Below are 24,870 nucleotides of genomic sequence, written 5' to 3'. Positions count from 1 at the left end.
GCTAGTGAAGTAAATATCACTTCATCCATATTTGTTAAATTTGTGAATAAAGAACAATATAGCCATATATAACATATATATGACATATGTTATATATGGCTATTATTGATCCAATCTTAATTTTTCAATTACTATCAGATTTTATCTTACTTTGTCTCTACCGATACATCTGCACCTGTAATATTGATGTTCTTATTTACCTTTGCATCGTATGTTCCGGCTCTCATTATCTCTGTAAAGTCAACGCCTGTAGCTTCTGACATTGTATCAAATACCTGTTTCATGACGATTGGCATATTTCCTGAGATCTGGCTTGCACCGTTTGTTCCATCACCTGTTCCATAAATATTGATCTTATCAATCTGTGAAAGAGGTTTTGCAATCTCAGCTGCCATCTGAGGCATGATCTTAATCATCATCTCTGCCATAGCAGCACCATTGTACTTCTTATAAGCTTCTGCTTTCTTTTCCATCGCTTCAGCTTCAGCTATACCTTTTGCCTTGATTGCTTCAGCTTCTGCTTTACCTTTTGCGGCAATACCGGCTGCTTCAGCATCATATTTTGCCTTAATACCTGCAGCTTCCTGTTCAGCCGCATATTTCTGAGCCTCAGCCTGAGCTTTTTTAGCATCAGCTTCTCTCTCCTGCTCATACTTGGCAGCCTCAGCTTTTTTCTGTCTCTGAACAAGCTCTGCTTCAGCTTTCTTTTCTGCCTGATACTTTTCAGCATCAGCTTTTTTCTCGATTTCAGCTGCAAGTTCCTGCTGTTTAACAAGAACTTCCTTCTGTTTAAGTTCTGCTTCACGTTCTGCTTTAGCAATCTGAGCATTAACAGTTGCTGTCTGAATGGATTTTTGCTGTTCCTGCTGCTGAATCTCATAAGCTGCATCAGCTACAGCGCTTGCTGTATCTGCTTCTCTTTTAAGTTCTGCCTGCTTGATGGCAAGAGCGTTGTTCTTTTCAGCAATCTCTGTCTGTGCAAGAACTCTTGCATCATTAGCAGCTTTATCAGCTTCTGCCTTTGCGATAGCCACATCTCTGTCTGCCTGTGCCTTAGCAATGGCTGCATCTTTTTTGATCTTAGCTGTGTTATCCATACCAAGGTCATTTATAAGACCATTTTCATCTGTAACATTCTGAATGTTACATGAAAGGATCTCGATACCAAGCTTACTCATATCTCTTGAAGCTTTTTCCATTACCTGGTCTGAAAAGCTGTCGCGGTCTGTATTGATAGTCTTAAGAGCAAGAGTACCAATAATCTCACGCATGTTTCCCTGTAAAGAATCCTGAAGGTCCTCTGTGATCTGCTGAGGATCTTTGTTAAGGAAGTTCTTGGCAGCAAGCTGAATTGATTCAGGATTTGTTCCAATTCTTACCTTTGCTACTGCATCTACATTTACGTTGATAAAATCGTTAGTAGGTACTGACTGCTCTGTTTTGATGTCTACAGTCATCTGTCCAAGATAGAGTTTATCAACCCTCTCGAAGAACGGAATCTTAACTCCTGCTCGGCCAATAAGGATTCGTGGGGTCTTACGCATACCGGAAATAATATAGGCTCTGTCTGGAGGAGCCTTTACATATCCTGTAGCAATTACCATCACTACAAGTAGAATAAGTGCTGCTAAAATAATAGCTGAAATTGTCATTGTTCCACCTTTCTTAGAGCTCTGCCCTAAAACAATACTTTTTTATTGATACAAAAATTGTACAACTACCCATTTTAGCATTAAACATGCACTATTGCGCGTTTTTTTACTGTATTTTGCTTTTTTGGCGATTTATGATAATATGCTCTAGTGACTCTTAATAAGAAAGGATAATGATAATGAAAATTGCAGTTACTTATGAAAACGGTGAAGTTTTCCAGCACTTTGGACATACAAGCGAGTTTAAGATTTATACAGTAGAGGACAAAAAAGTCGTATCCTCAGAAGTAATAAGTTCAAACGGAAGCGGTCATGGTGCTTTAGCCGGACTTCTTGGCGATAAGGGAATTGATGTTCTTATCTGTGGTGGAATCGGCGGGGGAGCTTTTTCAGCTCTTGAAGAGAACGGCATTGAAGTATGCGCCGGAACATCTGGAAATACTGATGAAGTAGTAGAAGCTTACCTTAGCGGAAACCTTGAGAGCTCTGGTGTAAATTGCGACCATCACGGTGAGGGCCACACATGCAGCGACCACGAGGATGGACATAGCTGTGGACACCATGATGAGGGTGGTTGCGGAAGCGACTGCGGAGATGAAGAAGGCGGTTGTGCTTCAGGTGGCTGTGGCGGATGCAGCGGTTGTCATTCAGCTCCTTCGTTCGAAGGAAAAAATGTTGGCAAGACATGCCGTACACACTACATTGGTACTTTCAACGACGGAACAAAGTTTGACTCATCCTATGACAGAGGAGAGCCTCTTGAGTTCGTATGTGGCGCAGGCATGATGATCTATGGATTTGACAAGGCAGTTGCTAACATGAACGTAGGTGAGACACTCGATGTGCATCTCATGCCTGAAGAAGCTTATGGAGAAGCAGATCCTACAGCTATCTTCACTGTAGAGATCGCTGAGCTTCCCGGTTCAGAGGACCTGACAGTTGATCAAAAGGTTTACCTTCAGGATATGTACGGAAGACCATTCCCTGTTAAAGTTGTAGGTAAGACTGATACAACTATCACATTAGATGCCAACCATGAAATGGCTGGCAAAGAGCTTAATTTCAAGATTGAACTTGTAGAAGTTAAGTAAGACCAAAAACTTTATCACGAAGTTTTCGACCCGTTGGCGTTGTGGCAAGTCCACCGCCAGCGGTTTCTTTTAATGAAGCCGGAAGTGCATCTCCAACTTCTTTCATTGCATCAATGCATTCATCAGCCGGAATATTGGCCCTGATTCCCGCAAGTGCCATATCTGCACTTGAAAAAGCAATTGCTAGGCCTGATACATTTCTTTTTATGCATGGTATCTCAACAAGTCCGCCTACAGGATCACAGACAAGTCCCATCTGATTGGAAATTGCCATCGCACAGGCATCTGCGCACTGAGATGGTGTTCCCCCCATTACTTCTACAAGTGCTGCTGCAGCCATAGCTGAAGCACTTCCACACTCAGCCTGACAACCTCCCTGAGCTCCTGCCACACTTGATTTTTCTGCTATAACCATCCCGATTGCGCCGGCTGTGAACATGGCCATGACCACGTCTTTCTCTTCAAAGCCTCTGTCCTCATAAAGCGACACAAGACATCCAGGTAAAATACCACAACTTCCGGCTGTAGGAGCTGCAACAATCCTTCCCATTGAAGCGTTACATCCTGCTACTGCCAAAGCTCTGGCCATTGCTTTTGTCATGAAGTTCCCGCTAATCCCACCTGTAGCGGCATATTTGTTCATAAGATAGCCCTCGCCACCGGTAAGACCTGACATGGATTTCTGGTCTTTTTTCATACCTTCTTTTATTGAATCTTTCATGACCTGAAAGCTGATCTCCATTTTTTCATAGAGTTCAAGTGGCTCTTTTTCCATGCTTTTAGCCTGATCTTCCAAGACCAGTTCACTTATCTTTATATTCCTTTTTTCAGCTTCAGCTACTAATTCGCTGACAGATTCGTATTTAAGCATAAATATCCTTTTCTAATTCAGACTCTTCTTATCAAGATTGCATTTGTAACATGGTCAATCTTTCTAATATCATCCACCAGTGTATCCGGAGGCTGATTGTCAATCTCAATAGTCATGATGGCATCGCCGCCTTTTTCCTGTCTGGATAAATGAAAATTAGAAATATTGAGCTCTGCATGCTCCCAATGCATCATATTGGTCACACTGGCAATAACGCCGGGCTTATCTTCATGCATTACCAGAATTGTATTATTTTCACCGTTAAACTCAACATTCATGCCGTTGATCTGGTTAACCAATATGTTTCCGCCGCCTATACTTGCCCCCTGCATGACTCCTTCAGTTCCATCATTTAAAAAATAATGGATCCTGGCAGTATTAGGATGGGCACCTTTTATATTCTCTGTAATAAACTCATAATCAATCCCCTGCTCCGAAGCAATATCAAGAGCACTTCGGATTTCCGGAGAATAGCTTTTATATCCCATGATGCCGGCTAAAAGCGCTCTGTCTGTTCCATGCCCCTTATAGGTCTGGGCAAAAGAACCTGACAAAGTTATTTCAACCTTCTTTAACTGTCTGTTATCTATCAGCTTATTCACTACTCTTCCAAGTCTGACAGCACCTGCTGTATGAGAACTTGATGGTCCAATCATTATGGGCCCGATCATATCAAATACGTTCATTAAAACCTCTCTTCTATTATTGAACGAAGATCATCAGCAATGATATCCGCAACTTCAAGTTTGTAATCGTATCTGGTCTTCTGCGGCATTATTATCGTATCTTTTGAATAACACTCGTTTTTATAAGCAATAGTATAATATATCTGCCCCAACGCGCTATCTTCATTTTGAGGATCCTTATTTCCCATGGTTCCTGTTACACCTATTCCGATATCAGCGCCAAAAGATTTTTTGCAAGCCACTGCCATGGCATCAGCAGTTTCTTTTGAATATACTCCGTATTCCTCAATAATATCCTGCGGAACTCCTTCCATTATCTTGGCTTCGTTTGAATATGTAACAAATGCGCCTTTGATAACGGCTGATGCCCCTTCTATATCTGTTAAAAGAGATGCAATAAGCCCACCTGTACAACTCTCCATAGTCGTAATTGTAAGCCCCTTGCATATGAGTAGATCTGTGATCGTGTTATATTTTTCTCTTATTGCCTTATCATTCATTATTTTTATCCTCGAATCAAGTTTATCTAATGATAGCATAGATTATAGAAATGTGACTAATTAACATAAAAAGAATCTATCTATTATTGCCATATTTGAGAATTATTAAAAATGATATACTTAAATATATTAAAACTTGGGGATTTTAGGGGGTTACATCAATGGAATACTACGGAAAAAAGCCAAACTACAACATGGCGCACAGGATAATGTTTGGAATGGCTGAATTCTATGGAGGCGGTGCTTTTGTCATCATAAATACGTTCTTTACCGTCTTCCTTATCAAAGCACTTGGTATGCCGGCTGCTCTCGCCGGAACAATTCCACTTGTAGGAAAAATCTGGGATGCGATAACTGACCCTATGATGGGTAACATTACAGACAGAACCGTGTCTAAATTCGGCGCAAAGCGCTTTTATATCTTCGTTGGCGGAATAGCTTCATCAGTTACTTTCTTACTGCTATGGCTCACAATTCCATCCAGATCCATATGGGCAATGTACTTTTTTTATCTGATCATGTTTTGCCTGTTTTCTACAGGTTTTACTATTCTGATGGTTCCATATAATGGGCTGTTGCCTGATATGATCGACGATTATACTATGCGTTCCAAGTTTTCTACTGTTCGTATGGTATGGTCTACTCTTGGTTCTATGGTCTGCGGACTTGTTCCGTCTTTTATCATAAAAGACAACACTAAGCCTGCTCAGTACATGACCTGTGCAGTTCTTTTCAGTATTCTTTTCTTCATTACAACTACCGTTACTTTCATCGGTACCTGGGAAAAGAAAAAAGAACCTGTGAAGACAACTTTAAGAGAAAGCTTTCCTCAGTCAATAAGCGTTCTTAAAAGCAGATCTTTCAAACTCTTCCTTGGAATATATCTCTTTGGTCAGTGCGGTATGGACTTTGTTTCAGGAATGGCGGTCTACTATATCGACGATGTTCTAAATGGCTATTCAAATGGCTACTTTATCTACTTAATGGCCACAATTTTAGTATCTCAGCTTGTCGGTATGGTTTTCTGGGGCCCTATTATGAGCAAGACTTCAAAAAGAACGACTATTCTCATCGGTGCACCTACAAGGCTCATTGGTACTTTAGGACTTCTTGCATTCTCATATGAGGGGGCAAGCATTGTTCCGGTTCTGGTACTTACAGCATTTATCGGATTTGGTAATGCAGCAACTCTCACCAGCATTTTCGCGATCATGGCTGATATGGCAGAAGTAGATGAGCTTATTACATCCATCAGACGCCCCGGAATTGTCTCAGGAATGGCTACTTTTGCAAGAAAAATCTCATCAGGTCTGTCCGCTGCAGGAATCGGTTTCCTTTTAGCTGCTGTTGGATTTGATGAAAACATTGCAAATGCCGGACAGAGACAGGCACTTTCGACTCAGAAGGGAATAGCTATGATCTATATCATAGTTCCTGCAATACTTATTACCTTATTGTTCATCACTGCAGTGGTATTCCCACTTACAGGCAGGGAATTTGATATTATCCAGAAGGAAATTGCCCGTAGAAAAGGCGAAGATACCTCTTCTACAACAGAAAAAGAAAAAAGAATATGTGAAAAAGTCACAGGTTTTTCCTATGACAATCTTTGGAAAGCTGAAAATGCAAAAAAACTGGTAAAGGATGCTTAAGCAAATGGCAAAAATCGAACTTTTAGGAGAAGATAACTTCATCAGTGCCATGAATACTGAAAATAAAGCGTGGCGAAGGGAGCATGTCTCTCAGGGAGTTTTTAATTCTTTTGATGGTACCAAGATGAATTACTACTACGCAATACCGGACTCTGCCAAAAGAGCTATCGTTATAGTTCACGGTTTCTGTGAATTCTGGGCAAAGTTTCATGAATATGCCTGGTATTTATATGAGGCAGGTTATGCTGTCTTTTTCATGGAGCAGCGCGGTCACGGATATTCAGGCGGCAAGCTCAAGGCTCCTGATATTGTCTACATAGATAATTACAATACATACGTTGAAGATCTGCACGTTTTTGTAGAAAAAATAGTAGTTCCAAACGCTTCTTCCATGAAAAAAACCATCATCGCACACTCGATGGGTGGAGCTGTGAGCACACTTTTTCTTGAAAAGTATCCCCAGTACTTCGACTCAGCTATCTTAAGCTCTCCAATGCTTAAGATGAAGAACAATACTTCACCTATACTGATAAAACTCCTGGGTATATATGCTTTTCTTTTTGGTAAGAAAAAAGCTCTTGCTCCGGGACAAAAGAGATTCGATAAAAAGCCTGTTTTTGAGACTAGTAGCGCAATGTCAAAGCCACGTTACGACTATATGTTTGAAAGAAGGTTAAAAGACGAGCATTACCAAACCTATGGTGCTTCAATAGGATGGGCATTGGCAAGTCTTAAGACCAATAAGATCATCATGAAAAATGCGGATAAGCTCCAGATCCCGATTACTGTATTTACTGCCGGGAATGACCATCTTATAGATCCTGAGGGGTACAGGCAATTTGAAAAACTCGTTCCATCTGCCAAATTTATAAATTTTGATGAATCAAAGCATGAAATCTTTAATGCAAAAGAAAACATCAGAAAAGAATACTTTTCTGATGTCCTTGAAATCCTAGAACGTCTATGATCTTCAGATAAGTGCACTGGCAACTGTTCCTATGACCATCGCGAGAATAAGTGCCAGTGCTATTATTGCTACTACCTTTTTGTTCTTTTTGGTAATCATATCTTATGTATTTCTCCTTTACTTCTTGATATATATCTTATATGCGTTATATAACCTTTCCATGGTCTCTTTTATTACCTGGTTTGGACATGCGATGTTAATTCTCTCAAATCCAATACCCTCATTTCCAAAAATGTAACCCTCGTCCGCAAATATGTATGCTTTTTCGGTCATAAATGCCTCTAATTCGGTTTTATTTAGACCAAGTGACCTACAGTCGCACCACAAGAGATAAGTGCCCTCTAAAGGGAAAATTTTGATTTCCGGAATGTTTTTTTTAATAAATTCAGAAATGTATCTGTAATTATCATAAATAACCTGAATACACTCATCAAGCCATCGTTCACCGTAAGTATAAGCGGCCTCTAAGGCTACCATTCCGAGCACATTGGTCACAGATCTAAAGCCATCAAGTCTTGATGCCTTGAATTTTTTGTAAATATCAGGATTTTCAATAATCACATTAGATGTCTGAAGGCCTGCAAGATTAAAGCTCTTACTTGGAGCTGTGCATACAGCCATATGCATTCCGGCGCCCTCTGTAATAAGAGCCATCACTGTATGCTCAAATCCAGGCATAATGAGGTCATGATGAATTTCATCATCAATTATAAAAACATCATTTTTCACGCATATTTCATATACTTTTAAAAGCTCATCCTTAGTCCAGACTCTTCCTACAGGATTATGCGGATTGCAGAATAACAAAAGCTTTGTATCCGGCTTTTTTGCCTCTTTTTCAAATGCCTCATAATCAATTCTGTATTCTGATCCATCGAGGATAAGTGAAACCTCAATGAGATTTCGGCCTTTCATCTTTACAGCTCTTTTGAACGGATTATAAACAGGTGAAAAAACAACAACGCCATCACCTGGGGCGGTTGTGCTAAGGATCAAATCTCCAATAGCTGTAACAACTCCATCTGATGGCGCAATCCATTCTTTTTTTATTTCATAATTATGTCTTTTCCCCATCCAATTTACTATTGAGTTAAGATAGCTATCAGAAATGTCTGTATAACCAAGATAGTTGCGGTCCAGATATTTCTTTATCTCCTCTGTAATCTCCGGAGCAGTCCTAAATTCCATGTCTGCAATTGACATTGGAACTATCCCCGAAGGAACATCAGGATTTCTTTTCAGCATATCCTTATACTTAAAAGAGTTCTCGCTGATGCTATCTTTGGATGTGACAAAATCGTACATATCTACTCCTTAAATACAATTGTAACCTCTGTTTACAAGAATGTTCTCAACTGCCTTAATGTCATCTGTACTGATAACCATGATTGGTCTTGCAGACTCGCGGTTAAATGATAGATATGTATAATTTACATTGATATTACTTGAAAAAAGAGTCTTTAAGATCTTATCAAAGGCTCCAACTTCATCCTGACACTCCACTGCTAAAACAGGTGTAGTCTTACAAAGGTACCCTGCTCCCTGAAGTACCTCGATGCATTTTTCCGGATCTGAAACAACCATTCTGATTATTCCATATTCAGCAGAATCGTTTGTAACAGAACCAAGTATATTAATTCCATTCTGGCAAAGAATTCCAGTAATATTCTGCAAGCATCCTTTCTTATTCTCGGCGTAGATTGAAATTTGTTTAAGCATCTTCTTCCCCAAAAACCTTTCTAACAGCCACAACGACGTCAGTCGATGTAAATGGCTTTACCACAAAATCTTTTGCACCCTTTTTTAGGGCTAGGACTATCATGTTCTCATACTTTTGGTCTGAACACATGATAACATTGGCCTTAGGATCAATCTTCATGACCTCAGTAAGAGCGTCAATGCCGTTCATCTTAGGCATATTGATATCCAGGATCAAAAGATCCGGCTGTTTCTCCTTGTAATACTCAACTGCCTGTTCTCCGGTGAGCGCCTCACCTACTATCTGATACTTTTCAGGATCAAGGGCAGCCTTGAGCATTTCTCTCATCAAATTAGTGTCATCAGCTATAAGTATCTTTTTCCTCATAATAGTCTCCTAAACCGAATCAACGTTAGTAATATTATTATGACAGCAAACTATAACCTATACAAATTAAATATAAATAAAAATACCACTTTTATTCGAGTTCATCAATCGTATATGTGCTTCCATCCACCACAATTTCACTTATATCGTCAAAAGAGCTATATAGTTTCTCCGATACATAGTTAAATTTGTCCGGAATCTCCCCTGAATTAAGCGTTTTTATGAGGGAACTGACCCTTGGCCCATGGTGAGGATTACACTCCGCAATACAGGCAATCTTTCCTTCTTTTGCGTAGTTTATGGCTTCCTGGTTTACACCATCAAAAGAAACAACCATTATCTCACCGTTTGTGATGTCTGCTCCAACCTTTTTGCCTGCATTTTCAATGGCCTCAATAGCTCCTATGGCCTCATTATCATTTTCACAGTATACAACATTTACATTGTCATATTTACGAAGGAACGAAGCCATAACTTCGCGGCCCTTGGTCTCAGTAAAATCTCCGCTGACTTCATCAAGTATTTCCCATCCATTTGCTCTGGCCGCATTGGCAAGGCCCCTTGATCTGCCAATCTGAGCTGTTGATCCGATAGTACCCTGTATATTTACAATGTGGATATCATCGGCTGATATGCCTCGTTTTTCAGTAAAAGCCTTTAACCAGGCAGCAACCTTTTTGCCCTCAAGCTCAAAATCAGAACCAACCCAGCATGAATAGAGGTTCTTATCTGCAACATCTACTCGCCTGTCCACAATTATCACGGGAATTCCCGCTTCTTTTGCCTCTCCAAGTACTGAATCCCAGCCAGTCTCCATTGCAGGCGCAAGGACTATATAGTCGACTTCCTGCTGGATAAACATTCTTATGGCAGTTATCTGATTAGACTGTTTCTGCTGGCCATTCTTATATATCAGGTTATAGCCATTTTCCTGGGAAAAAGCCTCAAGCATGGACTCTGTATTGGTACTTCTCCAGTCAGATTCTGCTCCGAGCTGTGAAAAGCCTACTGTTATAAGGTCTTTTGTAACCTCATTTTCAACATCTGCATTTTGATCATTAATAGCACTGCTCCCGCATCCGGCTGTGAAAACCGAAAGCAGGAGCAGTACTAGCGCTAACATGGCGTTTTTTCTCATATCTCAATGTCCTTATATTTTAAGAGCTTTCTTTTTTTGAGACATTACTATACTTTGGATGAGCAGGAATATACAGAGCATAGCTGCAATTGTGATTCCAGTCCACCATGCCTGATCAAGACCGGCGGATGCTACTATGTTCTGAATCGTGCTGAGTGATAAAACGCCAAACAATGTTCCAATGATGTTACCTACACCACCTGTAAGCATTGTTCCGCCAATGATTGATGAGGCAATGGCATTCATTTCCATTCCCATCGCATGGCTGGCAGCACCTGAACCTACATGAAGGAAGTAAACATATCCTCCAATTCCCGCAAGAAGGCTGCAGATAAGATGTGATAAGAACTTAGTTCTTTTAACATTGATTCCAAGCATCAATGCACTCTGCTTATTGCCACCAACTGCATATAAGTTCCTTCCAAGCCTGGTATAGCGAAGTACTAAGAATAATAATACCACAAGAAGCAGTGCTACTATCACACCAATTTCTACATATGCAGGTACATATATTCCCTTTTTGTTCACCGATCCAAGTCCCGGAACATTTATCCTTGTCAGTTTAAGTGCGTTAAACTCAGGATCTTCTACGTTAAATGGCGCTGTATTTACTATTGTTGTCATACCTCTGGCAAAAAACATTCCGGCAAGAGATACAATAAATGGTTGAATATCAAGATAAGCAACCAAAAAGCCCTGAACCAGTCCATAGGCAAGTCCTATTCCCAAAGCTATAAGAATAGAGCCTATGATGCTTCCGTCATGGTAGTCAAGGTACACAGCACAGCACATTGACACGAGTGCCACAACACCTCCGACAGAAATGTCAATTCCACCACTTATCATAACTATGCTCATTCCACATGCCGTAATGATAAGTGCTGCATTTGCATTTAAAATGTTAAAAAACATCTGTGGCTTGGTAAATCCACCGCCCTGAAAAAGCACTGCTCCTATATACATCAGAAAAAAGATAACAATTGTAATTGTAAGAAGCAGGTTTGTATCGCTCATTTTGTTGAATATACTTGTGTTTTCTTTTATCTTTTTCATTTATGCAGCCTCCTTTCTAGTCACTGGAAGCTGTTTTGAAAGCTTTGCCATATAGTCCCTTACTGTAGGTGCTGAGAATATAACAAGCAGGATAACCACAACAGCTTTATATGCCGCAAGGGCATCAGACTGCACATTGAATTTATAAAGAGTAGTAGTCAAAAACTGAATGACATATGCTCCCAGTATTGAAGCCCACATGTTGAACTTTCCTCCTGAAAGAGCATTTCCTCCAAGAGCTACAGCTAAAATAGCGTCCATCTCTATGTCTTTTGCTATAACTGAGTAATTGATCGTGGATAATCTGCTTACCTTGATAAGTGCTGCTACTGCAACGCAAAGGCCCAAAATAACAAATGTTAAGAACTTTATAAATATAGGATTTATACCATTAAGCCTTGAGGAATTCTCATTGATTCCGACAGCCTGTGTATATAATCCAAGATTTGTTAACTTAAGGACAATCGCGATCACTATAATGCAGGCTATTACTATGAACACTGTGGTCGGAATTGGAATTCCCGGTATAAAGCCGCCAAAGTAAGCAAATTTCGGATCTGGAACGATGGGTAGCTCATTGTTGTTGATCCAGGCAGCAATTGAACGACCTGCTGTAAAAAGAATCAGTGTCGCTATCATGGGCTGTATCTTAAATATAGCAACCAGCATTCCGTTAAATGCTCCGCATAGCATACCAACTATGCAGGCTACCAAAAATGCAACGATAATCGGAGCCTGAATTGTTTCCGGCCTTGAATTGCCTCCACACAGAATCCTTAACATAGCGGATCCTGCAATAGCTATTGTTGCACCTACGGATATATCCTGTCCTCCGGATGCTGCTGTAACAAGAGTCATTCCTATGGCTAAGATTGCAAGCTCTGAGCCATAATCCAGAATTGTTATCAGATAACCTGACAAAACCGGATTTCCGGCATTATTTGTTCCAACAGTTACTTTAAAAAATCCCGGATCATTGATCAGATTAATTACTGCCAGAAGTATAAGTGCCATAAGCGGAATAAAGAGCTGATTGCTCGTTATTTTTTTTAATATTTGCTTATTCATACCTTATTCTCCCCCTGCAATAGTGCTCATTATCTTATTCTGAGTAAGATCATCTCCCGAGAGCTCACCTACTACTTTTCTGTCACGCATAACTACCAGCCTTGAGCACGTTCTTAGCATTTCATCGGTTTCAGAAGAGATAAACGTAACGCTCATTCCTTCTGAAGCAAGCTCTAACACGAGCTTTTGTATATCTACTTTCGTTCCTACATCGATTCCTCTGGTAGGCTCATCAAGAATAAGATATTCAGGATGCATTAAAAGCCACCTTGCCAGGATTACCTTCTGCTGATTTCCACCGGAAAGAGATTTTATCGGTGTATCAGTCGATGCAGTCTTAATATTCAGTTTTTTAATGTACTCCTCCGCAAAAGCGTTCGCTTTTGCCTTGCTGAAAGGCTTAAAGAAGCCTGTCAAAACCTGAAGTGCAAGTATGATGTTATCCCTTACAGAAAGATCTCCTATGATTCCATCAACTTTTCTGTCCTCAGGCAGATATGCTATGCCATTTTTCATAGCATCCAAGGGCTTATTTATCTTAACGTCCTTGCCATGTACTTTTACATGGCCTCCAATAACTCTGTCTGCTCCAAAGATTGAACGCACACATTCGCTTCGTCCTGAGCCCAAAAGACCTGTAAATCCGTTTACTTCGCCTTTTTTAATGTAAAAATCAAAAGGTTGAATCCCGGCATCACTCTGAAGTTTTGATGCTTCAAAGACTCTTTCCTCAGCATCTTTTCCCGCATATGCTGAATTCTCGCCTTTGATATCTGAAAGGTCATCCATCTCTTTGCCAAGCATTTTTGCAACAAGCTGAACTCTTGGAAGGTCTTTTATCTCATATTCCCCAACAAGCTGACCATCCCTAAGAACTGTGATCTTATCGCAGACTTCATAAACCTGATCCAGGAAGTGAGTTACGAATATTATTCCAACTCCCATTTCTTTAAGATCTCTCATAAGACCAAAAAGTTTTTCTACTTCCTGCTCATCAAGGGAAGAAGTCGGTTCATCAAGTATCAGAACCTTACAGTCCATATCAACAGCCCTGGCTATTGCAACCATCTGCTGAACAGCTATTGAGCAGTTTGCCAGCTGCTGGGTTGCCTTTGCAGGAATATCAAGCTTCTTTAAAAGCTTCTCAGTATCTGCATTCATGCTCTTCCAGTCCACTAATCGGCCTTCTCCTCTGCCAATAAACATATTCTCAGCAACAGTAAGATTGGGACAAAGAGTTATTTCCTGATAAACTGTACTGATACCAAGCCTTTGGGCATCCTGAGGTGAATGGATCTGAACCTCTCCTTTCCCGGCAAGGCAGATTGTTCCTGCATCTTTGGAATACACCCCCGTCAGGACCTTGATCAGTGTTGATTTTCCTGCACCATTCTCTCCCATCAGAGCATGTATTTCCCCTTTGTTCAGGGTAAAATCCACATTCTGAAGAGCTTTAACTCCAGGAAATGATTTATTGATGCCTCGCATCGTTAGCACTTGTTTCTCTTCCACAGGCATTACCTCTATTTCTTTTAAAAAACGCGGTGCGGTTGTCCTTACGGACTCCTGCCGCACCGCGTCCTTTCTTTTTTACTTAATTAAATTCCGTATGTGTCAACATCCTGCTGTGTGATTGTTGTTGCATCGAAGCCCTTCTCATCCATGATGATTGTCTTCTGTGAAAGTGTTCCGCCACTCTCTAATGTCTTGATAATGTCATCAATGTAGCTAGCCTGGAAAGGATTGCACTGTCCATCATAGTTCCAGTTCTGGTTAAGAAGCTCTTCAAGTGCCCACTTATTGCAGTCAAAGCCCATAACTACAACGTCTTTTCCAACACCATGTGAGATACCTGCTGCATCAAGAGCAGCTACAGCACCCTTAGCCATGTCATCGTTCTCAGCATAGATTACGTTAAATGGTGTGTTTGAATCGATAACTGACTGAACAATCTGCTGTGCCTTCTCTGCATTCCACTCAGCTGTCTGCTGTTTAACGATGTTCCAGTTTGCTTCTGCAGCAACCTTAGTATCAAGAGCACCACTACGTCCCTGCTGTGCAGCTGAACCCATAACACCCTGAATGTGGATTACATTGTACTCAGAAAGGTTCTGTCCAGCGAGCCAGTCAACAGCTGTCTGTCCTTCTTTTGCCATGTCTGATACGATTGAAGCTTCATAGAGGCTTGGATCTGCATCGATAGTACGGTCAAAAAGAATTACTTTGATTCCTGCAGCCTGTGCATCCTTAAGAACTGAATCCCAACCTGCTGTATCAGCAGCGGAAAGAAGAAGATAATCAACTTCATCCTGGATAAATGTCTGAGCGTACTGAATCTGCTCATCATTCTTCAAGCTGTAAGCAAAAGATGCATCATATCCGTTTTCTTTTGTGAATTTTGCTTTAAGATCAGCATCGTTAGCTGTACGATAACCGGACTCGTTAGGGTCGTTATTGATAATACCTACCTTAATAAGACCGCCTGAAGAAGCTGGAGCTTCTGTAGTTGTGCTTGCTGGCGCTGTGCTTCCACATGCAACAAGACCGAGTGTCATGGCTGATGCCATAACGATTGACAATACTTTCCTCATCATAACAATTTCCTCCTAAAATATTATGTGTTTTGGGTTGTCCCCACCTCTTAAACACATTGTAATTTTCAGGAGGAAATTTTAAATTCAATAAAATTGAAATTAGGTTAGTTTTTTTATCAAAATTTCATTTTGTTTCATTTTTCTACGATTTCGGTTAATTTTTTCGGAAGGCGTATCACAACTTTTGTTCCTTCCTCATAAGTACTTTCAAGATCAAGTCCGTATTCTTCACCGAAATTCAGCTTTATTCTCTGATTTACGTTATAAAGACCATAAACGGCACTCTCTTCAAGTTTTTCAGCCTCGAGAGCAAGCTTAACATCATTTAACCTCTCAGGAGTCATTCCCTTTCCATTGTCCTCAACGCAAATCTCAAAGTGAGTGTTATATTCCTTTCCCGTTACTGTAATGCGGCCACCGCCTCTTTTATTCTTGATTCCGTGATAAAGTGCATTTTCCACTACAGGCTGAACGGTGATCTTAGGAATGCTATATTTAAGGATTGTTTCTTCTACGTTTATCTCATAGCTCAATATGTCCTGATACCTTATCTGCTGTATCTCCAGATAGCTCCTTACATGCTGAAGCTCCTCTTTTACAGAAACAATCTCTTTTCCCCTGTTTAAAGAAGCCCTGAAAAAGTCAGACAGACTCTTAACCATATTAACAACCTGTTTCTGGTTACCGGCCTCTGCCGACCACACTATTGTATCCAGTGTATTATAAAGAAAGTGTGGATTTATCTGAGCCTGCAGGAGTTCAAATTCAGCCTTTCGCAGTTGTTTTTGTTCCTGTTTTACCTGTTCTTCGATAGGTCGTGTTATCCATAAAGGGCCTACAAATGACACTAAAAGGATAACTAATACAATAGCAACTGTTATTATCATTGAGATCTTTATAATATCCAGAAATACTTCCTTATTCTCAGCCTGTGCGACCTGTATCTGCTTATTTTCATAATAAATGTACTCATTAATAGTCTCTTGCAAAAGAGCTGTTACTATCTGAACGTCATTCTCCCATATGAGCATATTTGCCTCATACTTATCCTCATAATTGAGATTGCTCTTTATTCTCTCTATGTAGACTTCAAGGTTATTTAAGTACTTTTCTGCACTTAATAATCTCTTTTGATTATCATCAGTATTTGTGTAACCTTTAAGCCCACCAACAACAGCTCGTGCATCGCTAAGCAGCACCGGTATCTGCGAGTCTTCAGGTGCGACATTACCAACGATCAAAAGATAGGTCTCATAATCAAAATCTTCTTTAAAATCCAGGCTGAATTCGCTTGCCGCAACCACTGAGTTCAGCATTGTATTATATCTTTCGCTTACAAAAAAGAGATTGTAAAGCGCATACACCATGAAGATCAGGTTAGGTAAAAGAAGTATAATGTATGATAATCTGATCTGAGAAGCCAGCTTTGATCGCTGCTTTTTCCTATGTCCATTGAACATCCTTACTCCTCCTCACGGGTACCATTTCTGTACTGAGTAGGAGTAACTCCCTGTGTCTTCTTAAATAAATATGAAAAATAATGAGGATCCTTGTAACCAACCATCTGACCTATCTCATTACTTCTCTTTGACGTGCTGCAAAGTAGCTCTTTTGCATGCTCCATCCTGTAATCTGTAAGATATTTGATGAAGGGCTGTCCTGTCTCTTGCTTAAATACTGCACTTAAGTGGTTTGGCGAAAAATTCACATGTGCAGCAAGAGAGTTAAGCGACAGTTCCTCCTCTGCGTAGTGCTTTTCAATATATGTCACTGCTTCATTCATAATGTCGCGATATCTTCCAATTGCGTTACTTTGTTTGATGAAAAGCGCTTTATTCATGATTTCCTTCATGTAATCAAAGGTCTTTTTCTCATCCCCTAGAACTTCTGCATTTGGAGCTGAGATCTGCTTATCAAGCTCATCTCTGCTAAGGCCCAATTCATTTAAAATATAATCTGTAACGCAGAAATAAAGGTCCATGGATATATACTGTCTGAGCATAGTAGATCTGATAGCATTTTTCCCCATTCCATTAAAGAATTCTTCCAAAAAGAACTCTGTCTCAGATGCTTCTCCTCGTCTCAGAAATTCTTTTACAAGCCTTCTATCAATATGTTTTGGATCGATCTCGGACAAAATAATGTCTTCTTTTTCTACCTTGAGCCCCTCTTCTGATCCAACCATAAAACCATTGTCAGAAGTTAAGTACATATGGGCAAAAGCTCTGCTGGCCCATGAAAAAGATGTACTAATTTCTGTTATCCTGTTGACTGATTGACCGATCCCACCAAAATATCGTATGTTATTGTATTTTTCAAAAAGCCCAAGCAGTTCCTTAATCGTAGACTCTATATTTGTATTAATTGTGCTGTCATCATCGCCTTTAAATAGCAAAGCAAGTCCTTCCAGGTCCAGATTAAAACAGATTGCTCCGTTTCTAGTTGCGATAGTTCTTATTCCTTCTTCAATTTTTAAGACGCTGTTCGAAAACTCCCCTATCTCATGCTTTTTTGACCACACTTTCATAAGGAGAACATTATATTTTAGAGCTGTTATATCAATAGACAGCTTTTTTGCCATCTCGATAAGTTCAGACGCACCGCAGCTTGAACTGACAAGCTTTCCAAAAAAGGCCTGCTTATCAAGCTCATTCCTCTCTTTCATTTCCTCTTCGTAGCGTTTAGTGGCCTCCCTCTCCGCACGCCTTTCTTCAACCTTTTCAGATACAGAACTCACTTCTCTTAAAAGGTCACTCCCGCTTATAGGCTTCGAAAGATAGCTTGAAACGCCTATTCTGATTGCCTCTTTTGCATATTGAAAATCTTCATATCCCGTAAGCAGGATTATCTCAATCCATGGAAATTCCGCCTTGACCATGCGGCTTAGAGTCAGACCGTCCATAAATGGCATTTTAATATCTGTTATAAGAATATCCGGCTTAGTTTTCTGAATCAATGAATAGGCAAGTTCCCCATCAGATGCCTCTCCACAAAAGTCAAATCCATTTGCCAGCCAGTCAATATTATTTTTTATACCTTCCCTAACAACAAATTCGTCTTCCACAAGAAATACTTTCACCATACCAGAAACCCCTTTATGAAATACATTTTCCCCGCTTCATTTTATCATTAAACCAATAATTCCTAAAGATGGATTATCCACTTATTTCATGCTTTTGAATATTTTCGCTCATATACATATAAAATCTTATATGTTATACTTTTACGGCTTAATTATTATTAAAAAGGATGATTTTATGACAAAAGAAAACAAGATGGGTGTAATGCCCGTAAAAAAGCTAATTGTATCAATGTCTTTACCTATGATGATCTCAATGCTTGTTCAGGCTCTTTATAATGTTGTGGACAGCATTTTTGTATCTCAGATAGTTGGAACTACTCCAAACGCCGGTCAGGATGCACTCACCGCTGTTACTCTTGCATTTCCTATGCAGAATTTGATGATTGCTCTAGGTTCAGGAACTGGAGTTGGTATTAACGCACTTCTTTCAAGATCTCTTGGTGAAAAAAACTTCAATAAATCTGATTCTGCTGCTAATACCGGTATTTTACTCACTTTTTTCAACTATTTATTCTTTCTTATCATTGGTGTCTTTTTTGCTGACGCATTTATCAATTCACAAACTGACACTCCTGTCATCGCGGAATATGGCACTATTTACCTTAGAATAATCGCATGCTGTTCTGTTGCTCTCTTTTTCCAGATAACTTTTGAGAGACTGCTTCAGTCAACTGGCAAAACCTTTTATAGTATGCTTTCACAGGCTTCAGGAGCTGTGATCAACATTATTTTTGATCCACTTCTTATTTTTGGTATCGGACCTTTTCCACAGCTTGGAATTGCTGGAGCAGCTTATGCTACAATCTTCGGTCAATGTGTAGGTTCCTGTATCGGTCTGTATTGCAATTTGCACTTTAACAAAGAGATCAATTACTCATTTAAGAAGATTCTAACCATCGATGTGACTACAATAAAAGATATTTACTTCGTAGGTGTACCATCCATACTTATGATGTCTATCGGATCTGTTATGACCTACCTTATGAATCTTATTCTTGGTGCTTTCTCTTCAACTGCAACAGCTGTATTTGGTGTTTACTTCAAGCTTCAGAGCTTCTTCTTTATGCCTGTATTTGGTCTCAATAACGGCCTTATTCCTGTATTGGCTTATAACTATGGAGCCAAGAATAAACAGCGCATATCAGAGGCTTTAAAATTTGCTCTTACCCTTGCAGTATCAATAATGATCGTTGGTACAATAGCTTTTCAGACTATTCCGGCTTTATTATTATCACTGTTCAATGCTTCAGATGAGATGATAAAGATAGGCACACCAGCCCTTAGAATAATCAGCCTTTCATTCCCTATTGCCGGTGTTTGTATCGCCATGGGTTCGATTTTCCAGGCTTTTTCAAAGAGCTTCTATTCACTTGTGGTATCCGTAGGAAGACAGCTTGTAGTTCTTATTCCTGTAGCATGGCTTCTTTCAAAAACTGGAAACTTAAACTTAGTATGGTTTGCCTTTCCTATTGCTGAGATTGCTTCACTTGCCCTCTCAACATACTATTTCAGAAAGCTTTATAAAACTACTATGTCGGTTCTTTAATACTTTTGTGGTTTAGTAGCCCATATTTTCTACAATGTCAAGCCCTTCTTGCTGAAATATGCCATAAATATGCGCTTTTTCAGAATAATGCACTAAAAAATATTATTATTTTTGGCAATTTTTCGATTTTAAATACTTGTGAAGTGCATAAAATGGGTGTAAAATTTTTTCTAGTAGTGAAAATACTCAATTTGAGGGAGGTATTAAACCATGAATAAGACAGAACTTGTTGATGCTATCGCAAAGGAAACTGGTCTTTCTAAGAAGGATTCAGAGAAGGCTGTAAAGGCTTTCACAGAAGCTGTTTCTAAGGAGCTTAAGAAAAAAGGCAAAGTACAGCTTGTTGGATTTGGTACATTCGAGACTGCTAAGAGAGCAGCTAGAACAGGTAAGAATCCTCAGACTGGCGCAGCTATCAAGATTCCTGCAGCTACAGTTCCTAAATTCAAAGCTGGTAAGGCTCTTAAGGATGCTGTAAACGGCAAGAAGAAATAATTGATAAAGATTATCGCATAACCAAAAAGGTGATTACGTTTTCGTAATCACCTTTATTTTTATCTTCTTTCTTTTAATCTTTCTTCCAAAGCCTTATGAGCTTCATAAATATCCATATTCTGCTGCATATCTATTTCTATAAGATTTCTGATGTATTTCGTAGCTGACATGTTGGCAGCCTTTGCCATGTGCTCTACATAATCCCTTAATCCTCGTATATCAAGCAAAAGAAACTTATCTTTTTCATATCTGCTATTCTTTTCAGTCTTTGCTGCCTTTCGAACAGGCTGTTCTACCTCCTGTATTGGCTGTACAGGCTGAGCTGTCTGAACGGGCTGTGGCTGTACATATACTGATTGAGGCTGAACCTGCTGTATCTGTGGCTCTGGCTGCATAGGTACAACCTGCTGAACTACCGGCTGTACAGGCTGTGGAATCGGCTGCTGATATACCGGCTGAACCTGTGGTGCCACATACTCATTTACTGGTGCCTGAGTTTGATTAACTGCTTGTACAGGCTTCTGAACAGGTTGATTAACAACCTGCTCTATCTTTTTTTCTTCCTTAACTTCTATAACAGGCTCTTCAATAGGCTTCTCTGCCTTTTCAACAGCCTTCGTTTTTTCCTCTTTTACTTCTTCTTCCTTAATTGATTGCATTCCTGCAAAAAGACCTGTTCCTGTCTTCCTGACGCTCTTTTTAAGCATATCAGCCTTGCTTGCCATAATTAATCCTCCCCTAAGAATTCATCAATAAAGTCATCATAATCTCTTGCTGCGCTTGAACCGCCCGCATATTCAAACAGATCCATTTTCATGGTCTGTGCCTCTTCAACTGAGACATTAAGCCTTATTTTTGACTTATAAACTGTTGTTCCAAGAAGATCAGCTTTCTCTTCTATATCATTTATCCATATTTTGGCGTTTGCAGTGTTTCTAACCTTAGTTACTAATATTCCATCCACTTTAAGCTTATCATTGGTAAAATCGTGGATCTGGCCAATAAATTTGTATAACCTTGAAAGTCCCTGTAATGAAAATGCTCCTGGCTCCAGTGGAATAATTACTTCATCTGCAACTGTAAGTATATTCATTAAAACAACGCCTAAAGCAGGGCTACAGTCAAATATACAAAAATCATACTCTTTTTTGATCTTTTTAAATGCTTCTTTTATAAGCTTTTCACGTCCCAACATAGAGAATGTCATGTCTGCAGATGCAAGATCAATACCGCCAACTATGAGATCTAAATTCTCAGCAATAGGAATAATTGCTTTATTTATATCCTTATCGCCAGCCATTACCTCAAACAATTTTGCAGGTACATTCTCTTCAAAGTAACTTCTCTGCTCCGGAGTTAATGCTTCAATATCCTCCGGATCAGGATCTACCTCATTAAGATCGATTCCTGCTGTCATTGAAAGATTTTCCTGAGGATCAGCATCTACAACTAAAACCTGATATCCTCTCTTTGCAAGGCCTACTGCCATTGCGTAACTGGAAGTAGTTTTTGCAACTCCACCCTTTTGGTTACTAAATGCAATAATTCGCATATCCCCTCCTATAACATATATCTGTTATATAACTTTTATCTCTTTTATATTCCTTTGCTATTATAACGTTTAAATTATTTGTTTTCAATATTTAATATGACTAATATACTTACCATATCTTATATTTTATATTTGTTACATATTATTCATATATTGTATATTTGTTATATATATCTTACATGTCGAGTTGTTATTTATCTATGTGTTATATAATATATACATGCAATATGATTTATTTATGCATTATAGCAAATAGTATTGTTATATAAATGTTATTATTATAATATATGTTATATATGTTATAGTTTTTATGAAGAGCTTTATCCAAATACTAATTCTATTTATGTTATATATCGTATGTATGTTATATTTATTTAATGCTTATTTTCATTATTTGTCAGATTGTTATTAATATATATATCATATATATTTCTTCTATATATTATTCTAAATGGTATAGTCAAAGTAATATTTGATTTTTATATATGTTATATATATGTATATTTTGCATTTATATATTTTTGGCTGATTGTTTATGAAAAACGCAAACTACTCTCTATGTATTTATTCTTCACATCAAATATGCTTAAAGTCACTGTTTATCAGCAATATGCTCAAACTAAATCATCCTATTTTCAGCATAATATATATAACATATATATCTTTTTATACTAATCTCTATGCTGCGCCAAGTATTTCTGGATCCAGTATATATTTTCTCTCCATCGGAATTAATCTACCCAAAATGTTATATGTTATATAACTTATTTATCTCATCATATTTGTTATATATCTCGTATATGTTATTATTATTATATTATACATATGCATTATATCAAAACATTATTATGCATATTTTATATATATAATATTAGCTATATTCTTAATATCATACATGTATGTTATATATCTCATATATGTTACATTTGGTACGCTTGTTATATATATTCGATATATTTTATTATACATACATTTTATATTTGTTATACTATTTACATACTAATTATATATTATATTTTTAATGCATTTTATTTATTATATGTGTATATTATATTATATATTTCTCGTATGTATAATATATTATTTATGTTGAATATAGAATGTATATCTGTTATAATATATATTGAAGTGATTGCTTATATATGTATTCTATATTTTATACTTAATATATATAAGATATGTACTATAAATTATTTGTTATATATTTTATATTTATAATATGTATATAATATATAATAAATAGAAAATATGATATATATTTATAAATGCATTTGAATCATATAAGCAACATTTAAAAACTCTAACAAACCATAAATTTGTAACTTAATCATGGATAAAAGGCCTGGGGATTTATCAAAAGTATGAAGATCTCAATAATGAAATGATAATGGAAAAACAGATGGTTTCCCAGAAGATAAAACTGATAAATAAGCAAAAAATGATTATTTTTAATCAAGAACTGCAGCGTTTTTAATCATTTTTGTTTCTATCAAGTTTTAAGCTACTTTTAGAAGTATATTCTATGATTTAGTTTTATAAAAATAGAATAAATAGAATATAAATAAATTATAAATTTGCAATCAATAAGATGCAGGAACGCTTTTGTTTCGAGTCTATTATTAGAAGCCAGTAAATATCGACATTTCAATATGATATTTCAATATTAAGAGCAAAACATAATCAGATGTTGCAAGATTACTTGCATAATTTGTATTACCACTCAAAAAAATAGAATAATATAGCAAATGATATATGCTGTAAAATAAGGTATTATAATAGATTATTAAAACTGCTTTTAATATCATACGCTCTATATGTAAAAGGTCGTCAAACTTGCAAAAATTATAGACTAAAGAAGTCAATAATTATACTGTCAAAAAATAAACTTCAGTCAAAATGTTAGTACATATTGAGATAAAAATAAAATGCTTAATAGAATAGCAGATTTTATAATATCTATTGTCATTTTTATTGTCACTTGAATAAAATAGATAGTTTCCGATAGTATTTCATATTATTAATACTAATATTAATATTGTATATCAATTGTAATTTATACAAATTAAAACTATTTATAATTATTTAAAAAACAGAAAAAATGTTTTCAACAATCTTAGAAATATCCAAACAAAGTCATCTAATACAAAATTGTATTCTAATTTTTGTCTGAATCTTTGTTTCTCTTTCAATTTCTATTTATTTTCATTTACAATCCCTGCATAAAAATTAGAAACATATAAATAGAATTTAAGTATCTATTGTATTTATATTTTGTTTTATACTTTGTATATATGTTGTATATATAAAGTATATTTAGATCTTACTTATTTGAAATTTATGTATTTATCTGGGACACCTTAAAATGTTGTTTATTTAAAAATATAAAACTACAATTCTTTTATTAATTAATAGACTATGAAAACCGCACAAATAGGCGATTTGTTTTATTATGAGTGACTAAAAAAGGAATTTAAAGTAGATAAAAAGGGATTATAAAGTTGAATGAATGGGAAGATAAGGTGTCTAAAAAGGGAACTGTGAAAATATGCCCCAAGTTACCTGTTTAGGGATGTAAAGTGCAGTATTTGGGAAGATAGGTGACTAAAAAGGGAATATATAATATTTAATAGATCCCTAAATCTGTAGATGCCAGAACACGCATAAATAGGGCGTTTCAAACAGTCACAAAATTAAAGGTGACCAAAAAGGGAACATTTAAGTGTACAAAAAGGGAACGTTAAAAATTACATAAATAGGTACTAATAGATAACTAAAACAAAATATGTTTTGGGGTAATGAATGCTCAATATAATAAAAATGAGCTTAGATCAGGCCAT

Annotated in this window: 21 protein-coding genes; 5 read left to right on the top strand and 16 right to left on the bottom strand. The window is 37.7% G+C overall.

The window, feature by feature from the left end; all coding sequences use genetic code 11:
- Positions 1–146 precede the first annotated feature (146 nt).
- Positions 147–1,652 (bottom strand): flotillin family protein, encoded by a 1,506-nt coding sequence (locus tag G585_RS0104960; RefSeq protein ID WP_022773404.1) that lies wholly within the window; start codon positions 1,650–1,652, stop codon positions 147–149.
- 179 nt (positions 1,653–1,831) lie between these two features.
- Between G585_RS0104960 and G585_RS0104955 the strand changes: the two genes are divergently transcribed.
- Positions 1,832–2,743: a NifB/NifX family molybdenum-iron cluster-binding protein gene (locus G585_RS0104955; RefSeq protein WP_022773403.1), complete on the top strand. Its 912-nt coding sequence runs from the start codon at positions 1,832–1,834 to the stop codon at positions 2,741–2,743.
- On the opposite strand, the gene sdaAA is transcribed toward G585_RS0104955, so the two are convergent.
- Genes sdaAA through G585_RS0104940 form a run of 3 tightly spaced genes read right to left on the bottom strand, consistent with a single transcriptional unit; the run spans position 2,736 to position 4,800 of the window.
- Positions 2,736–3,614: an L-serine ammonia-lyase, iron-sulfur-dependent, subunit alpha gene (sdaAA, locus tag G585_RS0104950; RefSeq protein WP_022773401.1), complete on the bottom strand. Its 879-nt coding sequence runs from the start codon at positions 3,612–3,614 to the stop codon at positions 2,736–2,738. The genes G585_RS0104955 and sdaAA overlap by 8 nt on opposite strands.
- Before the next feature lie 17 nt (positions 3,615–3,631).
- On the bottom strand, positions 3,632–4,300 hold the full coding sequence (gene sdaAB / locus G585_RS0104945) for an L-serine ammonia-lyase, iron-sulfur-dependent subunit beta (RefSeq protein ID WP_022773400.1): 669 nt from the start codon (positions 4,298–4,300) through the stop codon (positions 3,632–3,634).
- Positions 4,300–4,800: a CinA family protein gene (locus G585_RS0104940; protein WP_022773398.1), complete on the bottom strand. Its 501-nt coding sequence runs from the start codon at positions 4,798–4,800 to the stop codon at positions 4,300–4,302. Before G585_RS0104940 ends, sdaAB begins: the two co-directional genes overlap by 1 nt.
- A gap of 161 nt (positions 4,801–4,961) precedes the next feature.
- Between G585_RS0104940 and G585_RS17150 the strand changes: the two genes are divergently transcribed.
- Together G585_RS17150 and G585_RS0104930 are read left to right on the top strand one after the other, a co-directional pair.
- Positions 4,962–6,452, top strand: coding sequence for an MFS transporter (locus tag G585_RS17150; protein ID WP_022773397.1), 1,491 nt, complete (start codon positions 4,962–4,964; stop codon positions 6,450–6,452).
- A 4-nt stretch (positions 6,453–6,456) separates the two neighbouring features.
- Entirely contained in the window at positions 6,457–7,419 is a 963-nt protein-coding gene (locus G585_RS0104930) for an alpha/beta fold hydrolase (protein ID WP_022773396.1), read from the top strand.
- A gap of 117 nt (positions 7,420–7,536) precedes the next feature.
- Here the strand turns inward: G585_RS0104930 and G585_RS0104920 are convergent, their stop codons facing one another.
- The 10 genes from G585_RS0104920 to G585_RS0104875 form a co-directional block, all read right to left on the bottom strand.
- Entirely contained in the window at positions 7,537–8,724 is a 1,188-nt protein-coding gene (locus tag G585_RS0104920) for a MalY/PatB family protein (RefSeq protein WP_022773393.1), read from the bottom strand.
- A 9-nt stretch (positions 8,725–8,733) separates the two neighbouring features.
- The gene (locus tag G585_RS0104915; protein WP_022773392.1) at positions 8,734–9,138 is read right to left on the bottom strand and encodes an acetolactate synthase; all 405 of its coding nucleotides are present in this window, start codon (positions 9,136–9,138) and stop codon (positions 8,734–8,736) included.
- Positions 9,131–9,505: a response regulator gene (locus G585_RS0104910; protein ID WP_022773390.1), complete on the bottom strand. Its 375-nt coding sequence runs from the start codon at positions 9,503–9,505 to the stop codon at positions 9,131–9,133. The genes G585_RS0104915 and G585_RS0104910 overlap by 8 nt, the downstream gene beginning before the upstream one ends.
- A 91-nt stretch (positions 9,506–9,596) precedes the next feature.
- Positions 9,597–10,628, bottom strand: coding sequence for an ABC transporter substrate-binding protein (locus G585_RS0104905; RefSeq protein WP_022773388.1), 1,032 nt, complete (start codon positions 10,626–10,628; stop codon positions 9,597–9,599).
- Positions 10,629–10,655: 27 nt separating this feature from the next.
- Positions 10,656–11,696, bottom strand: coding sequence for an ABC transporter permease subunit (locus G585_RS0104900; RefSeq protein ID WP_022773387.1), 1,041 nt, complete (start codon positions 11,694–11,696; stop codon positions 10,656–10,658).
- Entirely contained in the window at positions 11,697–12,764 is a 1,068-nt protein-coding gene (locus tag G585_RS0104895; RefSeq protein WP_022773385.1) for an ABC transporter permease, read from the bottom strand.
- Between the two features lie 3 nt (positions 12,765–12,767).
- Positions 12,768–14,282: a sugar ABC transporter ATP-binding protein gene (locus G585_RS0104890; protein ID WP_022773384.1), complete on the bottom strand. Its 1,515-nt coding sequence runs from the start codon at positions 14,280–14,282 to the stop codon at positions 12,768–12,770.
- Positions 14,283–14,362: 80 nt separating this feature from the next.
- Positions 14,363–15,358, bottom strand: coding sequence for an ABC transporter substrate-binding protein (locus tag G585_RS0104885; protein ID WP_022773383.1), 996 nt, complete (start codon positions 15,356–15,358; stop codon positions 14,363–14,365).
- A 134-nt stretch (positions 15,359–15,492) separates the two neighbouring features.
- Positions 15,493–16,818, bottom strand: coding sequence for a sensor histidine kinase (locus tag G585_RS0104880; RefSeq protein ID WP_022773381.1), 1,326 nt, complete (start codon positions 16,816–16,818; stop codon positions 15,493–15,495).
- A 2-nt stretch (positions 16,819–16,820) separates the two neighbouring features.
- Entirely contained in the window at positions 16,821–18,440 is a 1,620-nt protein-coding gene (locus G585_RS0104875; RefSeq protein WP_022773380.1) for a response regulator transcription factor, read from the bottom strand.
- Positions 18,441–18,615: 175 nt separating this feature from the next.
- On the opposite strand from G585_RS0104875, the gene G585_RS0104870 reads away from it, so the two are divergent.
- Both G585_RS0104870 and G585_RS0104865 read left to right on the top strand, forming a co-directional pair.
- Complete coding sequence (locus G585_RS0104870; protein WP_022773378.1) at positions 18,616–19,986, top strand: MATE family efflux transporter; 1,371 nt, start codon at positions 18,616–18,618, stop codon at positions 19,984–19,986.
- A gap of 210 nt (positions 19,987–20,196) precedes the next feature.
- Positions 20,197–20,481, top strand: coding sequence for an HU family DNA-binding protein (locus tag G585_RS0104865; RefSeq protein WP_013282588.1), 285 nt, complete (start codon positions 20,197–20,199; stop codon positions 20,479–20,481).
- A 59-nt stretch (positions 20,482–20,540) separates the two neighbouring features.
- On the opposite strand, the gene G585_RS0104860 is transcribed toward G585_RS0104865, so the two are convergent.
- Complete coding sequence (locus G585_RS0104860) at positions 20,541–21,206, bottom strand: hypothetical protein (RefSeq protein ID WP_022773377.1); 666 nt, start codon at positions 21,204–21,206, stop codon at positions 20,541–20,543.
- A gap of 2 nt (positions 21,207–21,208) precedes the next feature.
- Positions 21,209–22,033 (bottom strand): ParA family protein, encoded by an 825-nt coding sequence (locus G585_RS0104855; RefSeq protein WP_022773376.1) that lies wholly within the window; start codon positions 22,031–22,033, stop codon positions 21,209–21,211.
- Positions 22,034–24,870 lie beyond the last annotated feature (2,837 nt).

This window comes from Butyrivibrio sp. AE2015 (assembly GCF_000420825.1).
GTDB lineage: Bacteria > Bacillota > Clostridia > Lachnospirales > Lachnospiraceae > Butyrivibrio.
This window is presented reverse-complemented; position numbering and strand designations above follow the sequence as displayed.